This is a genomic window from Klebsiella sp. KE9456 (genome assembly GCF_043832615.1).
GTDB classification, from domain to species: Bacteria; Pseudomonadota; Gammaproteobacteria; order Enterobacterales; family Enterobacteriaceae; genus Klebsiella; species Klebsiella indica.
In genome coordinates this window covers 82209-104997 of the sequence record NZ_JBDYQK010000004.1, presented here as the reverse complement: position 1 = coordinate 104997, position 22789 = coordinate 82209, and the positions used below count along the sequence as shown (strand labels likewise).

Sequence of the window (22789 nt, the reverse complement as noted above, 5' to 3'; positions counted from 1 at the left end):
CTGAACATAACATTTAGCTAACATTTTTCCTGTTGTGCTGACAGCAGCGGCGGAAAGCGCCGGCGCAATGCGCAATAACTGGATTATTGATGGATATTAAACAGCTTAAATATCTGATTGCGCTCGACAGAACGCGTCATTTTGGCCAGGCCGCGGCGGCCTGTCACATCACCCAGCCCACGCTCTCCATGCGCATCCGTAATCTGGAAGACGAGTTGAACCTGACGCTGATTCAGCGAGGACAACGCTTTGAAGGATTTACGCCGGAAGGCGAGCGTATTCTGGCCTGGGCGCGCGCGCTTTTAGCGGCCCACGATGGACTGGAAGCGGAAGCGGCGATTTGTCGTGGGCATATGGTCGGCCAGCTAAGAGTGGGAATGGTGCCGTTAGCCAGCCTGAATCCGATGCAACTGATTAAGCCGCTGGCCGATAAATACCCGGAACTGCAGTTCAGTCTGTTATCAATGACGTCAGAGCAGATTATTGATGGTGTCAGCCGTAATCAGTTGGATCTTGGGATCTGCTATCTGCACCACGTTGATAGTCCATTATTTCACGCGGTCTGGTTGCCCAGGACCCGGATGGGGTTGTTACATGATAAGCGTTATTTTCAGTTTGGCGATGCGATCCCTGAGTGGGACGCGCTGGCCGCGCTGCCTCTTGGCTTTCTGACTAAGGGCATGTATTACCGTGAATCGATTGAAATGAGCTTCAAGTCAAAGGGGCTGACGCCGAAGTACGTTTTTGAAAGTGACTCCACTTTTCAAATTATCCAGGCGGTACAGGCCGGGATCTGCTGCGCGATTATGCCGCTGAATAATGGCCTCGAAGCGTTAAGCGATAATCTGGAAATCCGCCCCATTGCGGAAACGGAGGTCGACTCAACGCTGGCGTTGATCATGCGCAACAAGGAGCCGGTGTCGTCGCTGGCGGAAAAATGTTTTGCCGATGCGCAGGTGATTTTTACCGAACGCCAGTAGGTTAGCGATGTTTGACGGCCTGAGATCGGCTTTATAGGTCGGCCTTAAGGTTCGCCGACCGACTTAGCGATGACAAACGATTGCAGGCAAGCGCCGCCCGCGAATCCTGGCGGCGCTTGCCATCAGATATTCTCCAGGCTGATTCCCCGGGTTTTCGGCCCGAAGATACCCACAGACAACATCACCATCAGCATGCTGGCGACGATAAAACTAATCACCCCTGGCGCACCGGCATATTGCAGGATAATGCCAATCAGAATACTGGTAATTGCCGTTGAGAGCCGACTAAAGGAGTAGCAGAAGCCCACTGCCCGGGCGCGAATGTGCGTTGGAAAGACTTCCGCCTGATAGGCGTGATAGCTGATGGTCAGCCAGGCGTTCGACCAGGTGATCATAAATCCGCACACCACCAGCAATAGTGGGCTGTTCTCCAGCGCAAACAGGGTGCCGAAAATCACCGTCATCAATGCAGAGAGAACAATTTGCCATTTGTTTTCAAAGTGATGGACAAAGCGGGTGCAAAACAGACAGCCAAGCGGATAGGCAAGGGTAATAAAAAATGCATATAACAGGCTGTGGGTGATGCTGGCTCCCTGGCCGGAAAGCAGCGCTGGCAGCCAGTTACCAAAACCAAAAAAGCCGATGGACTGGAAGAAATTCATTACCATCAGCATGATCGTGCGTTTGCGGTACTGCGGCGTCCAGATCTCTTTAAACGCGCCCAGTTTCAGCGGGTTATTTTGCTTCTCAATATAATGACGCGGCGATGGAGAAACGCCGCAGCGTTGTTCCATTTCGCACATTACCTTGTGGGCGTCCTCGTGACGGCCTTTTTCATCCAGCCAGCGTGCCGACTCCGGCAAATTCTTGCGAATAATCCAAATTACCAGCGAACAGAGTGCGCCGAAAATAATGACCCAGCGCCAGCCGGTGAGACCGAAAAGGGTGGTGGGCACCAGTAACCAGGACATCAGCGCCACGGCGGGAACCGACAGGAACTGAATAAAGAAAGCGAAAGCGAAGGCTTTGTTGCGCAGATGCGTAGGCACCCATTCACTTAAGTAAGTATCAATGGTAACGAGCTCAATGCCGAGGCCGACTCCAACCAGGAAACGGCAGAAGATCACCCCTTCGGCGCTGTTCTGCAGCGCCATAATCAGGGAGAAAACGCCGTACCATGCGAGGGCGAACATAAATGTCAGGCGACGTCCCAGTTTATCCGCCAGAGGCGCCAGCAGGCTGGCGCCGATGAACAGTCCCATAAAGGTTGACGAGGCAAATGCCGCCTGGTCGGAGATGCCGAAAATGCCGTTTTCACCGGTATGAAAGATATTTTCTGCCAGTAGTCCTGTACTGATATAACCGGTCTGAAAAAGATCGTATAGCTCGAAGAAACCGCCCAGCGCCAGTAGCGTGATAAATGTCCACAGGCCAACTGATGCGGGGAGCGCATCAATGCGCGCGGTTAAGCTGGAGTGGGGCTCTCCTGGGGCGCTGAACGGTACGTCGCCCAGAACCTGGGGGGTAGACATATTATTATTTCCTTAAGGTAAAATGTTTGCCTGCTAATGTTAATTGATTGTTAGTGGTTTTAAATTTTTAATCATGCGCCATATGGACGATGAGCAGCAAAAAATGCTGATAAAATGCTATATAATTGGTAATTAAACTGCTTTCTGTTCACCCCGACGGTGATATTTGAAGTTAACCACCAGATGGGATAAAGATTGCCGGTTATCGGCGTTGAATGGCGATACAACATGAATCTTTCCCTGCGACTGATAACCCCCCCATAGGGGAAGTGCGTGCTGGGCTGTTCGTCAGAGTGGGGTTAACGCCTTACCGGGCCTGGCGGATCAGCCATATTATCCAGTTATGCAGTCAGCAGTCCGGATTTGTAGCATCAGATAATCCTAAACAAATCGTCACTAACGGAAGATTTTAACTTTACTCATATAAACGGATGACTATAATAGGCGCAAATTCAAACAGGAGAAATATGTTGGACAGTCACCCTAACAAAAACAAAAAGGCAAGCTGACGCTATTTTCCCTGCGCTGCTTGCCAGACCGGCGGGCAGCAATCTTCTCCTCATCCAGACGATTGCATCCCATAAAAACAAACGCAGCATAGCTGCGAGGATAATCGTCATGTTCATGTTTAAAAATACATTATTTCCTCCACCGTCAGCACGACGCTAATCGCCTCCCCGGCGAAAATTTGTCGTGCGCTTAATAAAGCGCGTAATTAATTCTTCCAGAAAAAATGGAGGAAGCTGTGTTGATGTTTCCTTATATCGCAAATTTACTCGCAGCGATGCTATTAGGCGCGCTAATTGGCGCTGAAAGACAATGGCGGCAGCGAATGGCAGGCCTGCGTACGAATGCGCTGGTGGCTACCGGCGCGGCGGTTTTTATTCTTAGTTCAATTTCAACATCGCCGGATAGTCCGGGACGTATTGCGGCGCAGGTGGTTTCCGGAATTGGCTTCCTCGGCGCTGGCGTCATCATGCGTGAAGGCATGAACGTGCGGGGGCTGAATACTGCCGCGACGCTGTGGTGTTCTGCGGCGATTGGCGTGCTGTGCGGGCTGGGGCAGTTCTGGCAAGCGGCGGCGGCGACGCTGATAATCCTCTGTGCCAATATTTTATTACGTGAAGCGGCCCAGCGTATTAATCGCTTCCCCGGGGCGACAGAGGAAGAAAAATGCTACGTCCTGAATATTATCTGTAATAGCGAACATGAAAAGGCGATTCGCCAGCTATTACTCAATCTCAGTAAAGAGATAGCGCTCAGCCTGCAGGGAATGGTTTCAATTTCAGCGCAAGAACAGGGGCATAAAGAAATCCGCCTTGAACTGGTCGGCCATACCGATTATCGCAAGGCAGGGGATATTATTATGTCAAGAATTGGCGGGCATGAAAATATTACCTCTGTCCGCTGGTGCGTCGAGGGGAGTTAATCTCTCTGATATTCCACAATGACGGTGGTTCACCTAAGGAGGGAATGATGGATGTTCCCTGGCAATTAAAGTCATAGGCGCGTAAGCGCGTAAAAAATAAATTATGCATAAACATTTTATGCAGAGTTAACGACGTCTTAAATTTGAGGGTTAATCATGACTGACATGAAAATAGAACGCCGGAAAATAAACCGGAATGCGTCAGCAAATGATAAGCAGCATAAAAAAAGCTTTGCCATTGAAACCGAGGCATTTAACAGCCCGGACCATACCCTGGCACGGCTTAACAGCAGCCGTCTGGGGCTGACAACGGAGGACGCGCGCGAACGACTGGATGAATATGGCCGTAACGAAGTGGCCCATGAGCAGGCACCGCCTGCGCTGATCCAACTTCTGCAGGCATTCAATAACCCGTTTATTTACGTGCTGATGGCGCTGGCTGCCGTAAGCTTCGTCACCGATTATTGGCTGCCGAGGCTTCACGGTGAAGAGACCGATCTGACCGGGATCATTATCATTGTGACGATGGTCAGCCTGAGCGGTTTATTGCGTTTCTGGCAGGAGTTTCGTACTAACAAAGCGGCGCAGGCGCTGAAATCAATGGTTCGCACCACGGCGACGGTGCTGCGTCGCGGACCGGGCAATATCGGCCCGGTGCAGGAAGAGGTTGCGATTGCAGAGCTGGTGCCGGGAGATGTGATCTTCCTCGCCGCCGGAGACCTTGTCCCGGCAGATGTTCGTCTGCTGGAGTCACGGGATCTGTTTGTCAGCCAGTCGATTCTCAGCGGCGAGTCGCTGCCGGTTGAAAAGTATGATGTGATGGGCAGCGTTTCCGGTAAAGGCAGTGAACAGCTGTCCGGATCGAACAAGGGCAAAAGTTTGCTTGAAATGGGCAATATCTGCCTGATGGGCACCAATGTCACCAGCGGCAGAGCGCAGGCGGTGGTGGTGGCCACCGGAAATCGCACCTGGTTTGGCTCGCTGGCGAAGTCCATCGTCGGTACGCGCACTCAGACGGCGTTCGATCGCGGGGTGAACAGCGTGAGCTGGCTGCTGATCCGCTTTATGCTGGTGATGGTGCCGATCGTGCTGTTGATTAACGGTTTCAGCAAAGGTGATTGGGTGGAGGCATCGCTGTTTGCTCTTGCGGTAGCGGTCGGCCTGACGCCGGAAATGCTGCCGATGATCGTCAGCTCTAACCTGGCGAAGGGCGCTATCGCCATGTCGCGGCGTAAAGTGATCGTTAAGCGGCTCAACGCCATTCAGAATTTTGGCGCGATGGACGTGTTGTGCACCGATAAAACCGGTACGCTGACCCAGGACAACATCATTCTTGAACATCATCTTGATGCCAGCGGCGCAGAGAGTGACCGGGTACTCACGCTGGCATGGCTCAACAGCAGCAGCCAGAGCGGGGCGCGTAACCTGATGGATCGGGCGGTATTGCGCTTCGGAGAAGAACGGATTACGCCATCGACAAAAGAGCGTTTTGTGAAGCTTGATGAACTGCCGTTCGATTTTGTCCGCCGCCGCGTGTCGGTCTCCGTGGACGATGTGCGCCACGGCGACAAAAGTCTGATCTGCAAAGGCGCCGTCGAAGAGATGCTGATGGTCGCTACACATCTGCGGGAAGGTGACAGCGTGGTCGCGCTGGATGATGCCCGCCGTGCGCAGCTGTTAGCAAAAACCGAAGATTACAACGCTCAGGGCTTCCGCGTACTGCTGGTGGCAACTCGCAAACTGGATGACTCCGCGCTGACAACGCCGCTAAGCACGGCAGATGAGCAGGGATTAACGGTTGAAGGAATGCTGACGTTTCTCGATCCGCCGAAAGATAGCGCGGGAAAAGCGATTACCGCGCTGCGCGATAACGGCGTGGGGGTGAAAGTGCTGACTGGCGATAACCCGGTCGTTACGGCGCGTATTTGCCGGGAAGTGGGGATTGATGCGGATGACATCCTCACCGGTGCGCAGATTGACGCGATGTCAGATAACGAACTGGCGCGGGAAGTGGAAACGCGTTCGGTGTTTGCGAAGCTGACGCCGCTACAGAAGTCACGCATTCTCAAAACATTACAGCAAAACGGCCATACCGTCGGTTTTCTTGGTGACGGTATTAATGATGCCCCGGCGCTGCGCGATGCGGATGTGGGAATTTCGGTTGACAGCGCCATGGATATTGCGAAAGAAGCGTCCGATATCATCTTGCTGGAAAAAGATCTGATGGTACTGGAAGAAGGCGTGATCAAAGGACGTGAGACCTTCGGCAATATCATTAAGTACCTGAACATGACCGCCAGTTCTAATTTCGGCAACGTGTTTTCGGTACTGGTGGCCAGCGCGTTTATCCCGTTCCTGCCGATGCTGGCGATTCATCTGCTGATCCAGAACCTGATGTACGATATTTCCCAGCTGTCGCTGCCGTGGGACAAGATGGACAAAGAGTTTCTGCGCAAGCCGCGCAAGTGGGATGCAAAGAACATTGGCCGCTTTATGCTATGGATTGGTCCGACATCGTCTATTTTTGACATCTCCACTTTCGCGCTGATGTGGTATGTGTTCGCGGCCAATAACGTTGAAGCGCAGGCGTTATTCCAGTCCGGCTGGTTTATAGAGGGCCTGCTGTCGCAGACGCTGGTGGTGCATATGCTGAGAACGCAGAAAATCCCGTTTATCCAGAGCCGTGCGACGCTGCCGGTTTTGCTCACCACTGCCCTGATTATGGTGATTGGGATCTATATCCCGTTCTCGCCGTTGGGGACGATGGTCGGCCTGGAGCCGCTGCCAATGAGCTACTTCCCGTGGCTGGTCGCCACGTTGCTCAGCTACTGTCTGGTGGCGCAGGGCATGAAGCGGTTGTATATCAAACGGTTCGGTCAGTGGTTCTGATATTAAGGAGGCACCGGGATGCATCGTTCTCCGGAGACGATTATCGCGCTGATATTTTTCCTCATGGGTCTGCTGGTACTGCTGCTGGCTATCTGGCAAATCCTGTTCTGATAATAAGGCGGGGCCAATGCGCAAAGGATCGCTGGATAAAGTCTTTATTCAGGTGGTGATTATCGTAGTCATTATTATTCTGCTGACCATCTGGATAAGGTAAGAGAAGCCCCGGCGGGCGTAAAGCCTGCCGGGGAAAGTTATTACAGATCGAAGCGGTCCAGATTCATTACTTTGGTCCATGCCGCCACAAAATCGGTAACGAACTTCTGCCGCGCGTCGCTGCAGGCATAGACTTCTGCCAGGGCGCGAAGTACAGAGTTGGAACCAAACACCAGATCAACACGGGTAGCGGTGTATTTCTCTTCACCGCTCTTACGATCGCGGCCGATAAACAGCTCAGACTGCTCGTCAGCGGCTTTCCAGACGGTACCCATATCAAGCAGATTGACGAAGAAATCATTGCTCAACACGCCTGGCCGGTCGGTAAATACACCATGCTGGCTGCCGTCGAAGTTGGCGCCCAGTACGCGAAGACCGCCGACCAGTACCGTCATTTCCGGTGCCGTCAGCGTTAACTGCTGGGCTTTATCGATCAGCAGCGTTTCGGTGGACACGCCGCCTCCCACGCGACGATAGTTGCGGAAACCATCAGCCAGCGGTTGCAGCAGATCCATCGCGTCGACATCGGTCTGATCCTGTCGCGCATCGACGCGGCCCGGCGCAAAGGGAACGCTGACCGGAACACCCGCCGCGGCGGCCGCCTGTTCAATGCCAACGACACCCGCCAGGACGATAATATCGGCCAGCGATGCCTTACCTGACGCGTTGTGGATCGCCTGCAGCGTCGGTAATACGCGGGCGGCAATTGCGTTGACCGGCCAGGATTTTTGCGGCTCCAGCGCCAGACGCGCGCCGTTGGCACCGCCGCGTTTATCGCCGCCGCGGAAGGTGGATGCCGAAGCCCAGGCAACGGAAACCAGTTCGCTTACCGAGAGCCCCGCATCGGCAATAGCGGTTTTCAGGGCCGCGATATCGTCTGCGGTCGGGGCGTGAATGGCTGCCGGTAACGGGTCCTGCCAGATCAGATCTTCTTTCGGGACTTCCGGCCCCATGTAGCGGGATTTTGGCCCCATATCACGGTGGATCAGCTTGAACCACGCGCGGGCAAAGGCTTCGTTAAAGGCCTGCGGGTCGTTGAGAAAACGGCGTGAAATTTTATCGAATTCCGGATCGAAACGCAGCGTCAGGTCAGTGACCAGCATCGTCGGCTTGCGTTTTTTCTCCGGATTGAATGGATCAGGAATAATTTCCGGCGCGTCTTTCGCTTCGAACTGAATTGCGCCAGCCGGGCTGCGCGTTTGTACCCATTCATATTTATACAGGTTTTCGAAGAAGTAGTTGCTCCACTGGGTAGGGGTTTGCGTCCAGACCACTTCCAGACCGGATGTTATCGCATCCGCACCCGCGCCGCTGCCATAGCTGTTAGCCCAGCCCAGACCCTGGGCTTCAATCGGCGCGGCTTCCGGTTCTGCGCCAACATGGCTGGCGACGGCGGCACCGTGCGTTTTACCCAGCGTGTGTCCCCCGGCGATCAGCGCGACGATCTCTTCATCGTTCATCGCCATATTGCCAAAGGTCGCGCGAATCGCGGCGGCGGCGGAAAGCGGGTCGCCGCTGGCGCCGGGCCCTTCCGGGTTAACGTAGATCAGCCCCATCTCGGTTGCGCCGATGGCCTGCTTATTCAGGCTTTCCGGATGGCGATGCGCCAGCCATTCCGTTTCATTACCCCAGTCTACGTCCAGATCCGGTTCCCACACGTCCTCACGACCGGCGCCAAAACCAAAGGTGCGGAAACCGGCGTTTTCCAGCGCGACGTTGCCTGCCAGCATATAAAGGTCGGCCCAGGAGATTTTCTGACCATATTTTTGTTTCACCGGCCACAGCAGGCGGCGGGCTTTGTCGAGGCTGACGTTATCCGGCCAGGAGTTCAGCGGGGCGAAGCGCTGCTGACCGCGTCCTGCGCCGCCGCGGCCATCCACGGTACGATAGGTACCGGCACCGTGCCAGGCCATACGAATAAACAGCCCGATATAGCTCCCCCAGTCCGCTGGCCACCACTCCTGCGAGTCGGTGAGCAGGGCGCGCAGATCGGCTTTCAGCGCCGAATAGTCGAGCTTCTTAAACTCTTCCCGATAATTAAAGTTTTCACCCAGCGGGTTTGAACGATGAGAGTGCTGATTCAGCAGATCCACGCGTAGTTGATTTGGCCACCAGTCGCGGTTAGTGGTGCCACTCCCGGCGCTCTGCGTCGGCGCTTCAGTGTGGAAAGGGCATTTTCCTGCTGCGGCGTTATTTGAAGGGTCGTTTGACGTGCTCATATCAGGCTCCGTTTGCTTTTGTGAATGCCATAACGATATACACTGCTTCCAATAAGTGATACTTGAATAAGTCTACGGATTTAATAGTTATTTCCGTTCAATTGTCGGGATGAGAAACGCGTATTGATTGTTGTATACCCGACATAATTCGCGCCGCAGTGAGGGACAAACGAAACCGATCCCCGGACGGGCGCATCCCGTACATCGCCGAAGTAAGCGCAGGCGGCCAATAAAGCGGCAGCGTGAACTATGACGGGTATATAAAGCTGGCTATCGAAACCATCTTAATAACCATAGTCGTAACAGGGGAGTAACGGAAACGCTAAAGTGCTTTCACTGCTACCGAATGCTAATTGTTTGAGTTATGACAAGTTTCCGTTCGTCATCGCCTGCAGAAAGGTTTTGCCATCGTGGCTTTTTATACGTTCTCGGTTGGGGGGGGGGGTGCTTGTTTTTTCGCCTTTCGCGTCAGTTCCGCCACAATCGCCGATCCACGCACCAAATCCATGCAATGCCCCATTATTACACCCCATTTTAGGGAGAAAGGACGCGGCTTATCTCTATCATGTTGATTTTATTTGCCCTTAATTTCTGGCACAGGGATTGCTTTTCACCATAAGAAGGCAGCGCAACAGACAATCTGGATAACATAATAGCTGGCTAGGGTTCCGGTTCACGCAGGTGAATGTCTGGTCCGAGAGCTGGCGACCTCTGCGAGGTTACACGGCGGGATAAAAGCCCGGGAGACAGCAGCACCGTTGGGTGTCGCGCTGCCCCCGTTTCTCGTGCCAACCAGAGGTTTATCATGAAGACATCATCAATATTCCGCTCTTTCGTTTTGTCAATGGCGTTACTGGTCAGCGTGCCATCCTTTGCCGCCGTAAAAAAAGAGTTCAATATCTGTTGGACTATTTACGCCGGATGGATGCCCTGGGGCGCCATCAGTAACGAAAAAATTATTGATAAATGGGCCAGTAAATACGGCATCAAAATCAATATCGTTCAGCTCAACGACTATATCGAATCCATCAACCAGTACACCGCGGGCCAGTTTGACGGCTGCACCATGACGAATATGGATGCGCTGACCATTCCGGCGGCAGGTGGCGTTGATACCACGGCGCTGATTACCGGTAGCTATTCCGACGGTAACGATGGCGTGGTACTGAAAGGCACAGGGAAAAAACTCAGCGACCTGAAAGGGATGTCGGTCTACCTCCCGGAACTCTCGGTCTCACACTATCTGCTGGTGCGCGGTCTGGAAAAGGCCGGACTGCAGGAAAAAGATGTCAAAATCGTCAATACCTCGGATGCTGATATTGTCTCCGCCTTTGGCACGAGCAGCGTGCGCGCGGCGGTGGCCTGGAATCCGCAACTCTCCGCGATCAAAAAAACGCCGCAAACCACTGAAGTGTTTAGCTCCTCGCAGGTGCCCGGTGAGCTAATCGACATGATGGTGGTGAATACCCAAACCCTGAAAGATAACCCGGCACTGGGCAAAGCCCTGACCGGCGCCTGGTTTGAAATGATGGCCAAAATGAAGGCTGGCGATACGCAGGCGCTGAAAGCGATGGCCGCCGATTCCGGGACCGACCTGGCGGGTTACCAGGCGCAGCTTAAAACAACCCATCTGTTCTGGACGCCCGCCGACACGCTGGCATTCATCTCTTCCCCTGAACTGGCAAAAACGATGCAGCGGGTGGCTAAGTTCTCCTTTGACAAGGGGCTGCTCGGAGAAGGCGCACAAAGTGCTGACTTTATCGGTATGACGTTTCCCGGCAACGTCACCGTCGGTGATAGCGCAAACAGCAAACTGCGCTTTGACGATCGCTACCTGAAGATGGCCATTGCCGGCCAGCTGTAATTACTGATCCTGGGAGTCCACGCCATGCGCCACATTAACCGCCATCCTCGACAGGGTATGCGCCTGACGCTGATGCTATTGCCTTTCGTGCTGCTGATTGCCGCCTGGTTTATCGGGTCAGCGGTGCGTCTGGAAGCCAATCCGCAGGACAAGCTGTTGCCCGGCCTGTCGCAGATGCTCGCGGCCATTGACCGGATGGCATTCACCCCGGATAAGCGCAGCGGCGAGTATCTGCTGTGGGTCGACACGCTGGTTAGCCTGAGCCGTCTGTTGACGGGACTGGCGCTCTCTTCGCTGATCGGCCTGTGCATCGGTATTGCCGCAGGCGTATTCCCGATGTGTCGCGCCGCGCTATCGCCGTTGATGACCGTGGTGTCCATGATCCCGCCGCTGGCGATTCTGCCGATACTGTTTATCGTCTTCGGGCTGGATGAGCTATCAAAAGTGATGCTCATTGTTATCGGCATCACGCCGATGCTGGCCCGTGACCTTGAACAACGGGCGCAGGAGATCCCGACGGAGCTGTTTATTAAAGCCCAAACCCTCGGCGCCAATAGCTGGACGGTGGTGCTGCGGGTGGTGCTACCCCAGCTTTTATCACGGCTGATTACCTCACTGCGACTGCTGCTTGGATCGGCATGGTTATTTTTGATCTCTGCCGAGGCCATTTCCGCTACCGCCGGGCTGGGGTATCGCATCTTCCTGGTCCGTCGTTATATGGCGATGGATGTGATTATTCCTTATGTCCTCTGGATAACGTTGCTGGCATGGCTGATGGATCTGGCGCTGCGTCGGCTGCATAACGTTTGTTTTCCGTGGGCGGAAGGAGGCCGGATATGAGTTTTATCAACATCAACAATATCTGGCAGGAGTACGGCGACCATGTCGTGCTGGAACGCATCAACTTGCAGGTTAAACAGGGAGAGTTCTGCTCGATGGTTGGTGCATCCGGCTGTGGGAAGTCGACGTTTTTACGTCTGTTGCTCGGCCAGGAGCAACCCACGCGAGGAACCATCACGCTTGAAGGTCAGCCGCTGGTGGCGGAACCGGATCGCAGCCGCGGCGTGGTATTCCAGCGCTATTCCGTATTCCCGCATCTCAACGTGCTGGATAACGTCGTTATCGGGCTCGAACTGCCGGTTTCGCCGCTGTTTGGTCGCTTGTACGGTCGCCGGAAACGCGATGCTCGCCAGCAGGCGCAGCAGATGCTGGAGCGAGTCGGGCTGGGCCATGCGCTGGAAAAATATCCGGCGCAACTGTCGGGCGGCATGCAGCAGCGGCTGGCGATTGCTCAGGCGTTTGTGATGCAGCCGCGCGTGCTGCTGCTTGATGAACCCTTCGGCGCGCTGGACCCCGGTATTCGCAAGGATATGCATACCCTGTTGCTCCAGCTATGGCGCGAAACCGGTATGACGGTGTTTATGGTTACGCACGACCTCGCGGAAGGCTTCAACCTTGGCACCCGGTTGCTGGTTTTTGACAAAGTGCGCATCGACCCACAGGCGCCAGAAGCCTGGGGCGCGCGCATTACCTACGATATACCGCTTAATGAAACGCGGATGTCGCAGTTGACAACCGATAGCGACAATAACGTTTACGCATTAAGGAGATAGTCTGATGACCGTACTTTTTCACTCATCCCCCAGCCTGCGCGAAGAGCGACTTCCCGGCGGGGCGCATACCTCGCTGATTTTGCGTAAGGGACAGATCCTGCGCCTGACCGATATCGAAGGCGGGGCTAACGTCAGCATGATGATGCTCAATCCTCACGAGAAAAGTGAACGTCTGAACCTGCCGGATACCCTGAAGGGGCAGCACACCGCCCGCCTGACCGCCGGTCACTGTTTCTACTCCGATATGGGCCGGGTGCTCGCCGGGATCGTGGCAGATAGCTGCGGCTGGCACGATCCGTTCGGCGGCGTACTCAATGCGGATGAAACGCGCGACAAATACGGCGCAGGACGCTACCAGGAACTGCGCAACGGCTTTTATCGCAACGGCGTCGATAACCTGTTGGTGGAGATGGGGAAATGGGGGCTTGGCCTTGAAGATTTGCTGATGGTAGTCAACTTCTTCAGCAAGGTCACCGTCGATGACGACGGCAGCTTCCGGTTTATCACCGGCCACAGCCGCCCCGGCGATTACGTTGAACTGTTTGCGCCGATGGATGTGTTGCTGGTACTGACCGCATTGCCGCATCCGCAGGACCCTGCCGTTGAATACGCCCCGCGTCCGGTACAACTGAGCTGGTATCGGGCCGACGATGAGCACGCCGCCGTAGACGCGCTATTGACACGCGACGAAAACCGGCGCGCGTTCCTCAATACCCAACTTTTTGCCCTGTAAGGAGGCTGCGATGACGCTTATTACCAGTAACTTTCGTCCCGAAGATGCCGTATACCGCCATGTGATCCCGGCGGGAGAACCCTGGCTTTTTGAGGTGAAAAAAGGGCAAACCCTGCGGCTGCTCGACCTCGAAGGCAATCAGGCGATTGATACGCTGTTCTACAATGCCGATAACCCCCGCGAGCGTTACGATCCCCAGCGTACGCTGCGCCGTCAGGGCAAGGCTTATCTGACCACCGGCAGCGTACTGTATTCCAATCTTGGTAACCCGCTGCTCACCATCGTCGCCGATACCTGTGGCCGCCACGATACCCTCGGCGGCGCCTGCGCTCAGGAGAGTAATACCGTGCGCTACGCCATGGATAAACGCTATATGCACAGCTGCCGGGATAACTTTCTCTGCGCCTGCCTGCACGATGGTCGTCTGCGCAAGCGCGATATCGGCGCCAATATTAATTTCTTTATGAATGTCCCGGTGACCCCTGAAGGCGGCCTGACCTTTGAAGACGGTATTTCGGCGGCGGGAAAATACGTTGAGCTGCGCGCCGAATGCAACGCCGTGGTGCTGATTTCCAACTGTCCGCAGTTGAACAACCCCTGCAACGGCTGGAACCCAACGCCTGCTGAAGTTCTGGTGTGGAATTGACCGGGTTATGCCTATCGGCTGAATAGTCTACCGACGCACAAATCTTAAGCGCCGGTTGGCCCCGGGGACGACCCCAGGGGAAACGCGATTTTTGCGGGACGACCCGCGTTCCTGTGAGTTCCGCTTATGTTTGATACCTTACTGATTGCCAATCGGGGTGCTATCGCTTGTCGCATCCTGCGTACACTGCGCGCCATGCAAGTCAAGGGCGTGGCCGTGTACTCTGAAGCCGATTTGAGCAGTTTACATATACGTGACGCAGATGAAGCGTTAAGCCTCGGCGACGGCCCGGCGGCGCAAACTTATCTGGCGAGTGAAAAAATTATTGCCGCTGCGCGGCAGAGCGGCGCCAAAGCGATTCACCCCGGCTACGGTTTCCTCTCGGAAAATGCCGCGTTCGCCGAGGCGTGCGAAGCGGCGGGGCTGGTTTTCGTTGGCCCGACGCCGCAGCAGTTGCGCATTTTTGGTCTGAAGCATACCGCTCGCGCCTTAGCCAAAGCCGAGGGAGTACCGCTGCTGGAAGGCAGTGAGCTGCTGGCCGATAGCGCTGAAGCACAGCGTGCGGCGGAGACGGTTGGCTATCCGGTGATGCTCAAAAGTACCGCTGGCGGCGGTGGAATCGGTATGCGCGTCTGCCGCGATGCCAGTGAGCTGTCAGCGGCATTCGAGGCCGTACAGCGACTGGGGCAAAACAACTTCAGTGACGCTGGGGTATTTCTCGAAAAATATATTGAACGCGCCCGTCACCTGGAGGTGCAGATCTTCGGCGATGGATGCGGAGATGTCATCGCCCTCGGCGTACGGGACTGCTCGGTACAGCGACGTAATCAAAAGGTGATTGAAGAGACGCCAGCGCCAAACCTGCCCGAAGGGATGGCCCAGGCCCTGTGTTCGGCAGCCATCGCCCTTGGTAAGGCGGTGAATTACCGCAGCGCCGGTACCGTTGAATTTGTGTATGACAGCGCGGCGCGGCAGTTTTACTTTCTCGAAGTGAATACCCGGCTTCAGGTGGAACACGGCGTGACGGAGCAGGTCTGGGGCGTGGATCTGGTGCGCTGGATGATTGAATTAGCGGCAGGCGATCTTCCGCCGCTGAGTCAACTGGCTGCCGGGCTACGGCCACAGGGGCATGCTATTCAGGCGCGCATTTACGCGGAAGATCCGGGGCAGCAGTTTCAGCCTTCTCCGGGGTTGTTGACGGAAGCGGCGTTTCCGGCGGCGGATGGCAGAAGTCTGCGTATTGATCGCTGGGTGGAAGCAGGCTGCGACGTGCCGCCATTTTTCGATCCCATGCTGGCGAAAATCATCGTATGGCGCCCTGGCCGTGAGGACGCGATCGCCGGTCTGCTCCAGGCGCTGACGGAGACCCGTCTGTACGGCGTGGAAACCAATCTTTTGTATCTGCAGCACATTCTTGCTTTTGCGCCGTTTACCGAGGGCCACCCCTGGACCCGTTGCCTGGAGCAATTGCGCTATCAGGCGGCAACGGTTGAGGTTTTGAGCGCCGGTACCCAGACGACGATTCAGGATTATCCGGGGCGCCTGGGGTACTGGGCGGTGGGGGTACCGCCATCGGGGCCGATGGATGACCGCGCCCTGCGTTTTGGTAACCGCCTGTTGGGCAACGCTGAAGGCGATGCCGCGCTGGAGATCACCCTTAACGGGCCAGCGTTGAAATTTAATACCGCTGTTCAGGCGGTGATTTGCGGCGCATCGCTGCCCGCCACGCTGGATGGCGTCCCCCTGCCAATGGACCGCGTTTTTACTGTCCCTGCAGGGGCGACGCTGAAACTGGGAGCCATCAGCGGCGCGGGCGTCAGAAGCTATCTCTGTCTCAGCGGCGGCATTCAGGTGCCGGACTATTTAGGGAGTAAAAGTACCTTTACTCTCGGCCAATTTGGCGGCCACGGCGGGCGGGCTTTACGTGGCGGCGACGTATTGCATCTGGCGCCGCGGCCCACTGCCGCGCATGACAGTAAACTGCCCGACGCCCTGCGCACGGGGCTGGCGGATGTGCGTACGCTGCGGGTCATTTATGGCCCTCACGGCGCGCCGGAGTTCTTTACGCCTGACTACATTGAGACATTCTTTGCAACCGAATGGGAAGTGCATTTTAACTCCAGCCGTACCGGCGTACGTCTGATTGGGCCGAAACCGCTCTGGAGCCGGGATAGCGGGGGCGAGGCGGGGCTGCATCCCTCGAACATTCATGACAACCCTTACGCCGTTGGCGCAGTGGATTTTACCGGCGATATGCCGGTGATCCTGGGGCCTGATGGCCCGAGCCTCGGCGGTTTTGTTTGTCCGGTGACGGTGATTGAAGCCGATCTCTGGCAAACAGGACAGCTTAAAGCCGGGGATAAAGTGCGTTTTGTGCCGGTGGATCTTCTCACCGCCAGACGGCTGGCCGCCGGGCGACGCGCCGAACTGGCGACGCTCCAGCCACAGGAGACGGTCTGGCAACCTGCGCCGCTGACTTCGCCGATGGTTATGACCTGCGGCGAGGGGGATAAACGTCTGGTGGCGCGTCTTTCCGGCGATACGCATCTGCTGCTGGAAGCGGGAGAGGCGGAACTGGATCTGGTGCTGCGTTTTCGCATTCACGCGCTGATGCAGGCGCTGGAAGCGCAATCCCGACAAGGGGTGATTGATATCACGCCGGGGATCCGTTCGCTGCAAATCCATTTCCAGCCAGAAACCCTGCTCCTGGAACAACTGCTGGCGTGGGTACGCGCTGAATGGGCGACGGTCTGCGTCAGCGATGATCTGCAGGTCCCCACGCGGGTGGTGCACCTGCCGCTCTCCTGGGATGATCCGGCCTGTCGTAAAGCGATCGACAAATATATGACCACCGTGCGCCATGACGCCCCCTGGTGCCCGAGTAACCTGGAATTTATCCGTCGGATTAATAACCTGCCTGATGAACAGGCGGTGTGGAATACGGTGTTTGACGCCCGCTATTTGGTGATGGGGCTGGGCGATGTTTATCTCGGCGCGCCGGTTGCGACCCCGCTCGATCCCCGTCACCGACTGGTGACGACCAAGTACAACCCGGCGCGAACCTGGACGGCGGAAAACTCCGTCGGTATCGGCGGCGCCTATCTGTGCGTCTATGGCATGGAAGGACCTGGCGGCTATCAGTTTGTCGGCCGCACGCTGCAAATGTGGAACCGCTATCATGATGTCGCTGATTTTGCTGGTAAACCCTGGCTGCTGCGCTTTTTTGACCAGTTGCGGTTTTACCCGGTTTCGGCTGAGGAACTGCTGCGGATCCGTCGCGATTTTCCACTTGGGCGCTATCCCCTGCGTATTGAACATAGCACGCTGCGGCTGGCGGAATATCAGCAGTTTCTCGCGCGTGAAGCGCAGAGTATCGCCGCGTTTCGCGACCATCAGCAGCAGGCGTTTAATGCCGAACGTGAGCGCTGGATTGCCAACGGCCAGGCGGATTTTACCACTCAGGAGAACGTAACCGAAGAGGGCGGCGATATGCCGTTGCAGCAGGGTGAGCAGGGGGTGGAAAGTCCAATTTCCGGTAACTTATGGCAGGTGCAGGTCGCAGTGGGGAGTCGGGTGCGCGAGGGAGAGGTGCTGGTTGTGCTCGAATCCATGAAGATGGAGATCCCATTACTGGCGCCGTGTGACGGCATTATTCAGCAGATTAGCGTTCAGCCGGGTAGCGCGGTTCATGCCGGGCAACGGGTGGCGGTGATTATTGAGGAGAATGTGTAAATGCAGCAAACGTTTGATTTACGCCTGGCAACCCTGGCGGCGGATTATCGCAGCGGTAGCATCACCCCACGTGCGTTGCTGGCGAAAATACGCCAGCGGGCGCAGGCGTTGAATCCGGAGTTTCGGCTTTTTATTCATATACTGAGCGAAGAGGAGCAGGCGCCTTTTCTGGCGCGGCTGGACGCATGTACGCCAGAATCGTTGCCGTTATACGGCGTGCCGTTCGCCATTAAAGACAATATTGACCTGGCGGAGAGTGTGACGACCGCAGCCTGTCCGGCCTTTGCCTACCGGGCGGAGCAGAGCGCCACCGTTGTCGAACAGTTAATTGCGCTGGGGGCGGTGCCGGTAGGTAAAACCAATCTCGATCAGTTTGCCACAGGCCTCAATGGGACCCGATCGCCATATGGACGCTGTCGCAACAGCTATCACCCGGATTACCCCGCCGGCGGGTCCAGCGCCGGTTCCGCGCTGGCGGTGGCGTTAGGCGTCGCCAGCTTTTCGCTGGGGACCGACACCGCCGGTAGCGGACGGGTGCCCGCCGGGCTGAATAATCTGGTGGGACTGAAAGCGAGCAAAGGGCTGATCTCCACCGCAGGGGTGGTGCCCGCCTGCCGTACGCTGGACTGCGTAACCTTTTTCAGCGCTACCGCCGATGAGGCCAGTCAGTTGCTGGATCTTGTCGCGCGCGACGATCCGCGGGACGCATACAGTCGCCACAATCCGCAGTGGAACCGTCGTCAGGCGTTCGGTACGCCGTCGGCGGGTTTTCGTTTTGGCATACCGCGCGAGCTTAATTTTCTCGGCTGCGAAGCGAGCGCACATCTGTTTACCCGCGCCTGCGAGCGAATGACGGCACTTGGCGGCATCCCCGTCGAAATAGACTTCACCCCGTTTCTCGCGGCGGCCCGTTTGTTGTATGAAGGGCCGTGGGTTGCTGAACGCTATGCGGTGGTTGGCCCGTTGATTGAACAAAACCCGGATGCGGTGCTGCCGGTGATTCGCGACGTGCTGGCGAAAGCGCCGGGGACGGATGCGACGACGACCTTTAAAGCGATGTATCAACTGCAGCATTACAAGGCGCAGTGCGACGCGATTCTGGCAACGCTGGACTGCGTTCTGACGCCAACCTATCCGCGTCCGGTTACGCTTGACGAACTGGAAGCCGAGCCGATCAAGCGTAATGCCGATTTGGGGTATTACACCAACTTTATGAACCTGCTGGATTATGCCGCCGTCAGCGTGCCGGCTGGATTTATGCCTGACGGGCTGCCATCCGGCGTGACCCTGTTTGGCCGGGTCTTTACCGATCAATATCTGCTGAGCCTCGCCGATGCGTTTCAGCGTTGTGAACCGCTGGCGCTGCCTGGCGGGACGTTGCCGGACAGAACGCCACCTGCACATGCCGCCAGCCATGACCGAATGGCGCTGGTTGTTTGCGGCGCGCATCTTGATGGCCTGCCGCTTAACGGCCAGCTACGGGCGCGAGGCGGGCGATTGCTACAGGCGACCCAAAGCGCGCCTTATTATCGTTTATACGCGCTTGCTGATGGTAAACGTCCGGCGATGGTGCGTGATAATTGCGGCGGGAGAGCGATTGCGGTCGAAGTGTGGGAATTACCTTCCGCAGAGGTCGGTTCATTGTTAGCCGGTATCGCTGCGCCGCTGGGTTTAGGGCAAGTCGAACTCGCCGACGGACGCAGATTAACGGGGTTTATCTGCGAGGCTGAAGGGTTACAGGGGGCCACGGAAATCACCGCGTACGGCGGCTGGCGCGCCTGGCTGTCACTCTAGTCGGTCTGGACCTTTGTCGCGTGCGGCAAAGGTCTTTTATGTGACGGTGTCACTTATTTTTCTAACATACTGATACATTTCTGCCAGGTCATTAGCAACCTTTCGGTAGGGCTCGCGCCCTGAGAACGTTATTCTTCCCCGCTTTTCCATTTTCAGGCCCTTTGTAACCCAGGTAAACGACCGCTAATGTCCCTAATGAGAGATGAAATTCGCGACCACTCAGCGGAAAAGATGCTATTTATCCGCCGTGCCGTAATTGCTTTTCTGGTGGTGGTGGTCTGCTTTGTTATTCTGATTGTCAATCTCTATCACCTCCAGATAGATCAGTACGACTTTTACCAGACCCGCTCAAACCAGAATGACATCAAGATGCTGCCCATCGCGCCAAGCCGGGGGCTGATTTTCGATCGTAACGGTATTCCGCTGGTGCAAAATGTTACATTGTACCGTTTACAGGTGATCCCGAGCAAAATCGCCGATATGAAGGCGCTCCTGCGGCAGTTAACGCCGATTATCGATCTCACCCCACAAGATATCGCCGATTTCCGCGACGACATGCAGCACAACAGCCGCTATAAAGAGGTGACCTTAAAATCCGATCTCAGCGATGTTGAAGTGGCGCGTTTTGCCGTCAATGAGTTTCGTTTCCCCGGCGTGACCATTGAAAGTTACCAGCAGCGCCGGTATCCCTATGGCGCGGAACTGGCGCACGTGGTCGGCTATGTATCGAAAATCAACGACAGCGATCTGCAAAAGCTGGCGAAAGCGGGCGAAGCGGAGAACTATGCCGCCGACCACAATATCGGCAAGCAGGGCATTGAAGGCTACTACGAGAAAGCGCTGCACGGCACCACCGGCTATCAGGAAGTTGAGGTGGATAACCATGGTCGGGTGGTACGCCTGCTGAAAGAGGTCCCGCCGGTGGCCGGAAAGAACATCTACCTGACGCTGGATCTGCATTTACAGCAGTATATCGAATCGGTGCTGAAGGGGCAGCGTGCAGCGGTCGTCGTCGTCGATCCGCGCGATGGCGGGGTGCTGGCGATGGTTTCCAGCCCCAGCTATGATCCAAACCCGTTCGTCAGGGGGATTGGCTATCAGGCTTATCGCGCGCTACTGGATAATCCGGATCGCCCGCTGATTAATCGCGTGACCCAGGGGCTATATCCACCCGCATCAACGGTGAAACCCTATATGGCGCTGTCGGCGTTGTCCGCGGGCGTCATCACCCCTACCACGACGTTTTTTGGCGGGCCGACCTGGACACTGCCGGGCACGCAGCGCCGCTATCGCGACTGGCTGAAGAGCGGTCACGGTATTCTAAATGTTACCAAAGCGATTGAAGAGTCGGCGGATACGTTTTTCTATCAGGTGGCGTATGAAATGGGGATCGACCGTATCCATGAGTGGTTAAGTAAGTTTGGCTACGGACAGTCAACGGGGATCGATCTGAATGAAGAGTATACCGGGGTGCTGCCGAGCCGGGAGTGGAAGCTGAGGGTACATAAAAAACCGTGGTATCAGGGAGACACGATCTCCGTCGGCATCGGCCAGGGCTACTGGATTGCGACGCCAATTCAGATGGTGAAGGCCCTGACTACCCTGATTAACAACGGTAAGGTGAAAAACCCGCATCTGCTCTATTCCATGAAGCAAGGCAATATGATTGAACGCTACCAGCAACCGCAGAATCTTCCACAGATTGGCGATCCGCATTCACCTTACTGGGGGATTGTGCGTAACGGAATGTACGGCATGGCGAATCTGCCGAACGGTACCGGATATAAGCTGTTTCACACTGCGCCGTACCAGATTGCGGCAAAATCCGGTACTTCCCAGGTCTTCAGCCTCAAGGAGAACCAGACCTATAACGCGAAAATGATCCCGGTGCGTCTGCGCGACCATATTTTCTATACGTTGTTTGCGCCGTATCAGCATCCGAAGGTGGCGATGGCGTTGATTCTGGAAAACGGCGGCGGCGATGGTGTGGTGGCCGGGCCGACTGCACGTAAGATTCTCGACCATATCTTTGATCCGGCCAGTGCATCACAGGACGGTGGCGCGGGAGCGAACGTGCCGCAGGTGGAGAGCGCCGATGCGCGGTAGGCCGTTATTCACTCTGGTCATAAGCGATGACGGATTGGTTATTTGCCGCCGTCTGCGCTTTTGCTCATAGTAGGGTTCTGGATGATTCTGAAAAAGGCGCTCTGATGTCGTTAAGCCGAAAAACATTGCTTCTTGTGCAAACTGGTACTCCGCCGGTTGAAATCATTTCCGACCATGGCGATCTTCCTGTCTGGTTTAGCCATTTACTTGCGCCCTGGCGCAATAAAATCCGCGTCGCGCGGGTGTTTGCCGGGGAACCGCTTCCCGCGCCCGATAAGGATACGGTGGCGGTGATCACCGGCTCCTGGGACATGGTAACTGAGCGTCTGCCGTGGAGTGAAATGACCGCCGAATGGATCCGTGAAGCGATGACGATGGCGATGCCGCTGTTTGGCGTTTGCTATGGGCATCAACTCATGGCACACGCGCTGGGCGGTGAGGTGGATTATCACCCGGCAGGGCGCGAGGCGGGAAGCAAAACTATTTCACTGTCTGAGCGTGGGATTAAGGATAGCCTGCTGGCGAAGCAACCGGCCTCTTTCAGCGCACATCTTACCCATATGCAGACGGTGATCAGGCTACCGCAAGGGGCGACGGTGCTGGCTTCTTCCCGGCACGATCCGCACCAGATTGTCCGTTATGGCGAACATGCCGTGTCCACTCAGTTCCACCCGGAAATTACCCCGGCGATTGCTCGCTCGCTGATTGCCTGGCGCCGGACGGCGCTGCGCAATGAGGGGATTGATCCAGAAAAGCTGAGTCGCGAAGTGGTGGAGAGCCCTGAGGCATCTGCTGTTTTGACCCGTTTTATCGCTCACTATCTGACGCCGGATCTGAAAACGGCTTAACGAGGGGCGTCGGAGGGAAGCAGGGGAATAAAAAGCCGATAAGGTGAGTTATCGGCATACGATTGCTGACATCGCGCATTTTTCCGCAACCGCCCGGCGGCGCTTCGCTTGCACGGGCCTGTGGGAAATACGTACCACAATGATACTATTGGTGTTGTAGGCCGGGTAAGGCGTCAGCCGCCACCCGGCAG

At 56.0% G+C, this 22789-nt stretch carries 16 protein-coding genes and 1 riboswitch; of the genes, 14 read left to right on the top strand and 2 right to left on the bottom strand.

Annotated features, from left to right (window positions below; translation table 11 throughout):
• Positions 1-89 precede the first annotated feature (89 nt).
• Complete coding sequence (locus ABK821_RS05480) at positions 90-980, top strand: LysR family transcriptional regulator (RefSeq protein WP_142501986.1); 891 nt, start codon at positions 90-92, stop codon at positions 978-980.
• A 122-nt stretch (positions 981-1102) separates the two neighbouring features.
• Here ABK821_RS05480 and ABK821_RS05475 read toward each other — a convergent pair whose 3' ends face one another.
• Complete coding sequence (locus ABK821_RS05475; RefSeq protein WP_138362370.1) at positions 1103-2512, bottom strand: MFS transporter; 1410 nt, start codon at positions 2510-2512, stop codon at positions 1103-1105.
• A 733-nt stretch (positions 2513-3245) separates the two neighbouring features.
• Here ABK821_RS05475 and ABK821_RS05470 point away from each other — a divergent pair.
• The 4 genes from ABK821_RS05470 to mgtU all read left to right on the top strand — a co-directional run bounded on the left by ABK821_RS05470 (position 3246) and on the right by mgtU (position 7044).
• Positions 3246-3941, top strand: coding sequence for an MgtC family protein (locus ABK821_RS05470; protein WP_138362369.1), 696 nt, complete (start codon positions 3246-3248; stop codon positions 3939-3941).
• A 156-nt stretch (positions 3942-4097) separates the two neighbouring features.
• Positions 4098-6830, top strand: coding sequence for a magnesium-translocating P-type ATPase (gene mgtA / locus ABK821_RS05465; protein WP_138362368.1), 2733 nt, complete (start codon positions 4098-4100; stop codon positions 6828-6830).
• Positions 6831-6848: 18 nt separating this feature from the next.
• Positions 6849-6941 carry a protein MgtR gene (gene mgtR, locus ABK821_RS05460; RefSeq protein ID WP_138362367.1) on the top strand — a complete coding sequence of 31 codons (93 nt, stop codon included), beginning with the start codon at positions 6849-6851 and terminating at the stop codon, positions 6939-6941.
• A 16-nt stretch (positions 6942-6957) separates the two neighbouring features.
• Complete coding sequence (mgtU, locus tag ABK821_RS05455) at positions 6958-7044, top strand: magnesium transporter protection protein MgtU (protein ID WP_277753121.1); 87 nt, start codon at positions 6958-6960, stop codon at positions 7042-7044.
• A 40-nt stretch (positions 7045-7084) separates the two neighbouring features.
• Here the strand turns inward: mgtU and katG are convergent, their stop codons facing one another.
• The gene (katG, locus tag ABK821_RS05450) at positions 7085-9262 is read right to left on the bottom strand and encodes a catalase/peroxidase HPI (RefSeq protein ID WP_138362366.1); all 2178 of its coding nucleotides are present in this window, start codon (positions 9260-9262) and stop codon (positions 7085-7087) included.
• A 649-nt stretch (positions 9263-9911) separates the two neighbouring features.
• A riboswitch (guanidine-I (ykkC/yxkD leader) is annotated at positions 9912-10010 on the top strand.
• 57 nt (positions 10011-10067) lie between these two features.
• Between katG and ABK821_RS05445 the strand changes: the two genes are divergently transcribed.
• From ABK821_RS05445 to ABK821_RS05405, 9 genes are all read left to right on the top strand, one after another.
• The gene (locus tag ABK821_RS05445) at positions 10068-11126 is read left to right on the top strand and encodes a putative urea ABC transporter substrate-binding protein (protein ID WP_138362365.1); all 1059 of its coding nucleotides are present in this window, start codon (positions 10068-10070) and stop codon (positions 11124-11126) included.
• Positions 11127-11150: 24 nt separating this feature from the next.
• Complete coding sequence (locus ABK821_RS05440; RefSeq protein WP_138362364.1) at positions 11151-11966, top strand: ABC transporter permease; 816 nt, start codon at positions 11151-11153, stop codon at positions 11964-11966.
• Positions 11963-12739 carry an ABC transporter ATP-binding protein gene (locus ABK821_RS05435; protein ID WP_138362363.1) on the top strand — a complete coding sequence of 259 codons (777 nt, stop codon included), beginning with the start codon at positions 11963-11965 and terminating at the stop codon, positions 12737-12739. The genes ABK821_RS05440 and ABK821_RS05435 overlap by 4 nt, the downstream gene beginning before the upstream one ends.
• Before the next feature lie 4 nt (positions 12740-12743).
• The gene (locus ABK821_RS05430) at positions 12744-13472 is read left to right on the top strand and encodes an urea amidolyase associated protein UAAP1 (protein WP_138362362.1); all 729 of its coding nucleotides are present in this window, start codon (positions 12744-12746) and stop codon (positions 13470-13472) included.
• A 10-nt stretch (positions 13473-13482) separates the two neighbouring features.
• Positions 13483-14118 carry an urea amidolyase associated protein UAAP2 gene (locus ABK821_RS05425; protein ID WP_138362361.1) on the top strand — a complete coding sequence of 212 codons (636 nt, stop codon included), beginning with the start codon at positions 13483-13485 and terminating at the stop codon, positions 14116-14118.
• 126 nt (positions 14119-14244) lie between these two features.
• A complete protein-coding gene (gene uca / locus ABK821_RS05420) occupies positions 14245-17850 on the top strand; it encodes an urea carboxylase (protein WP_343178887.1) in 3606 nt (1201 codons plus the stop codon).
• Positions 17851-19644: an allophanate hydrolase gene (gene atzF / locus ABK821_RS05415; RefSeq protein ID WP_343178889.1), complete on the top strand. Its 1794-nt coding sequence runs from the start codon at positions 17851-17853 to the stop codon at positions 19642-19644.
• Between the two features lie 186 nt (positions 19645-19830).
• Entirely contained in the window at positions 19831-21750 is a 1920-nt protein-coding gene (gene mrdA, locus ABK821_RS05410; RefSeq protein ID WP_171034920.1) for a penicillin-binding protein 2, read from the top strand.
• A gap of 104 nt (positions 21751-21854) precedes the next feature.
• Positions 21855-22598 (top strand): glutamine amidotransferase, encoded by a 744-nt coding sequence (locus ABK821_RS05405; RefSeq protein WP_308562997.1) that lies wholly within the window; start codon positions 21855-21857, stop codon positions 22596-22598.
• The last annotated feature ends 191 nt before the right edge of the window (positions 22599-22789 follow it).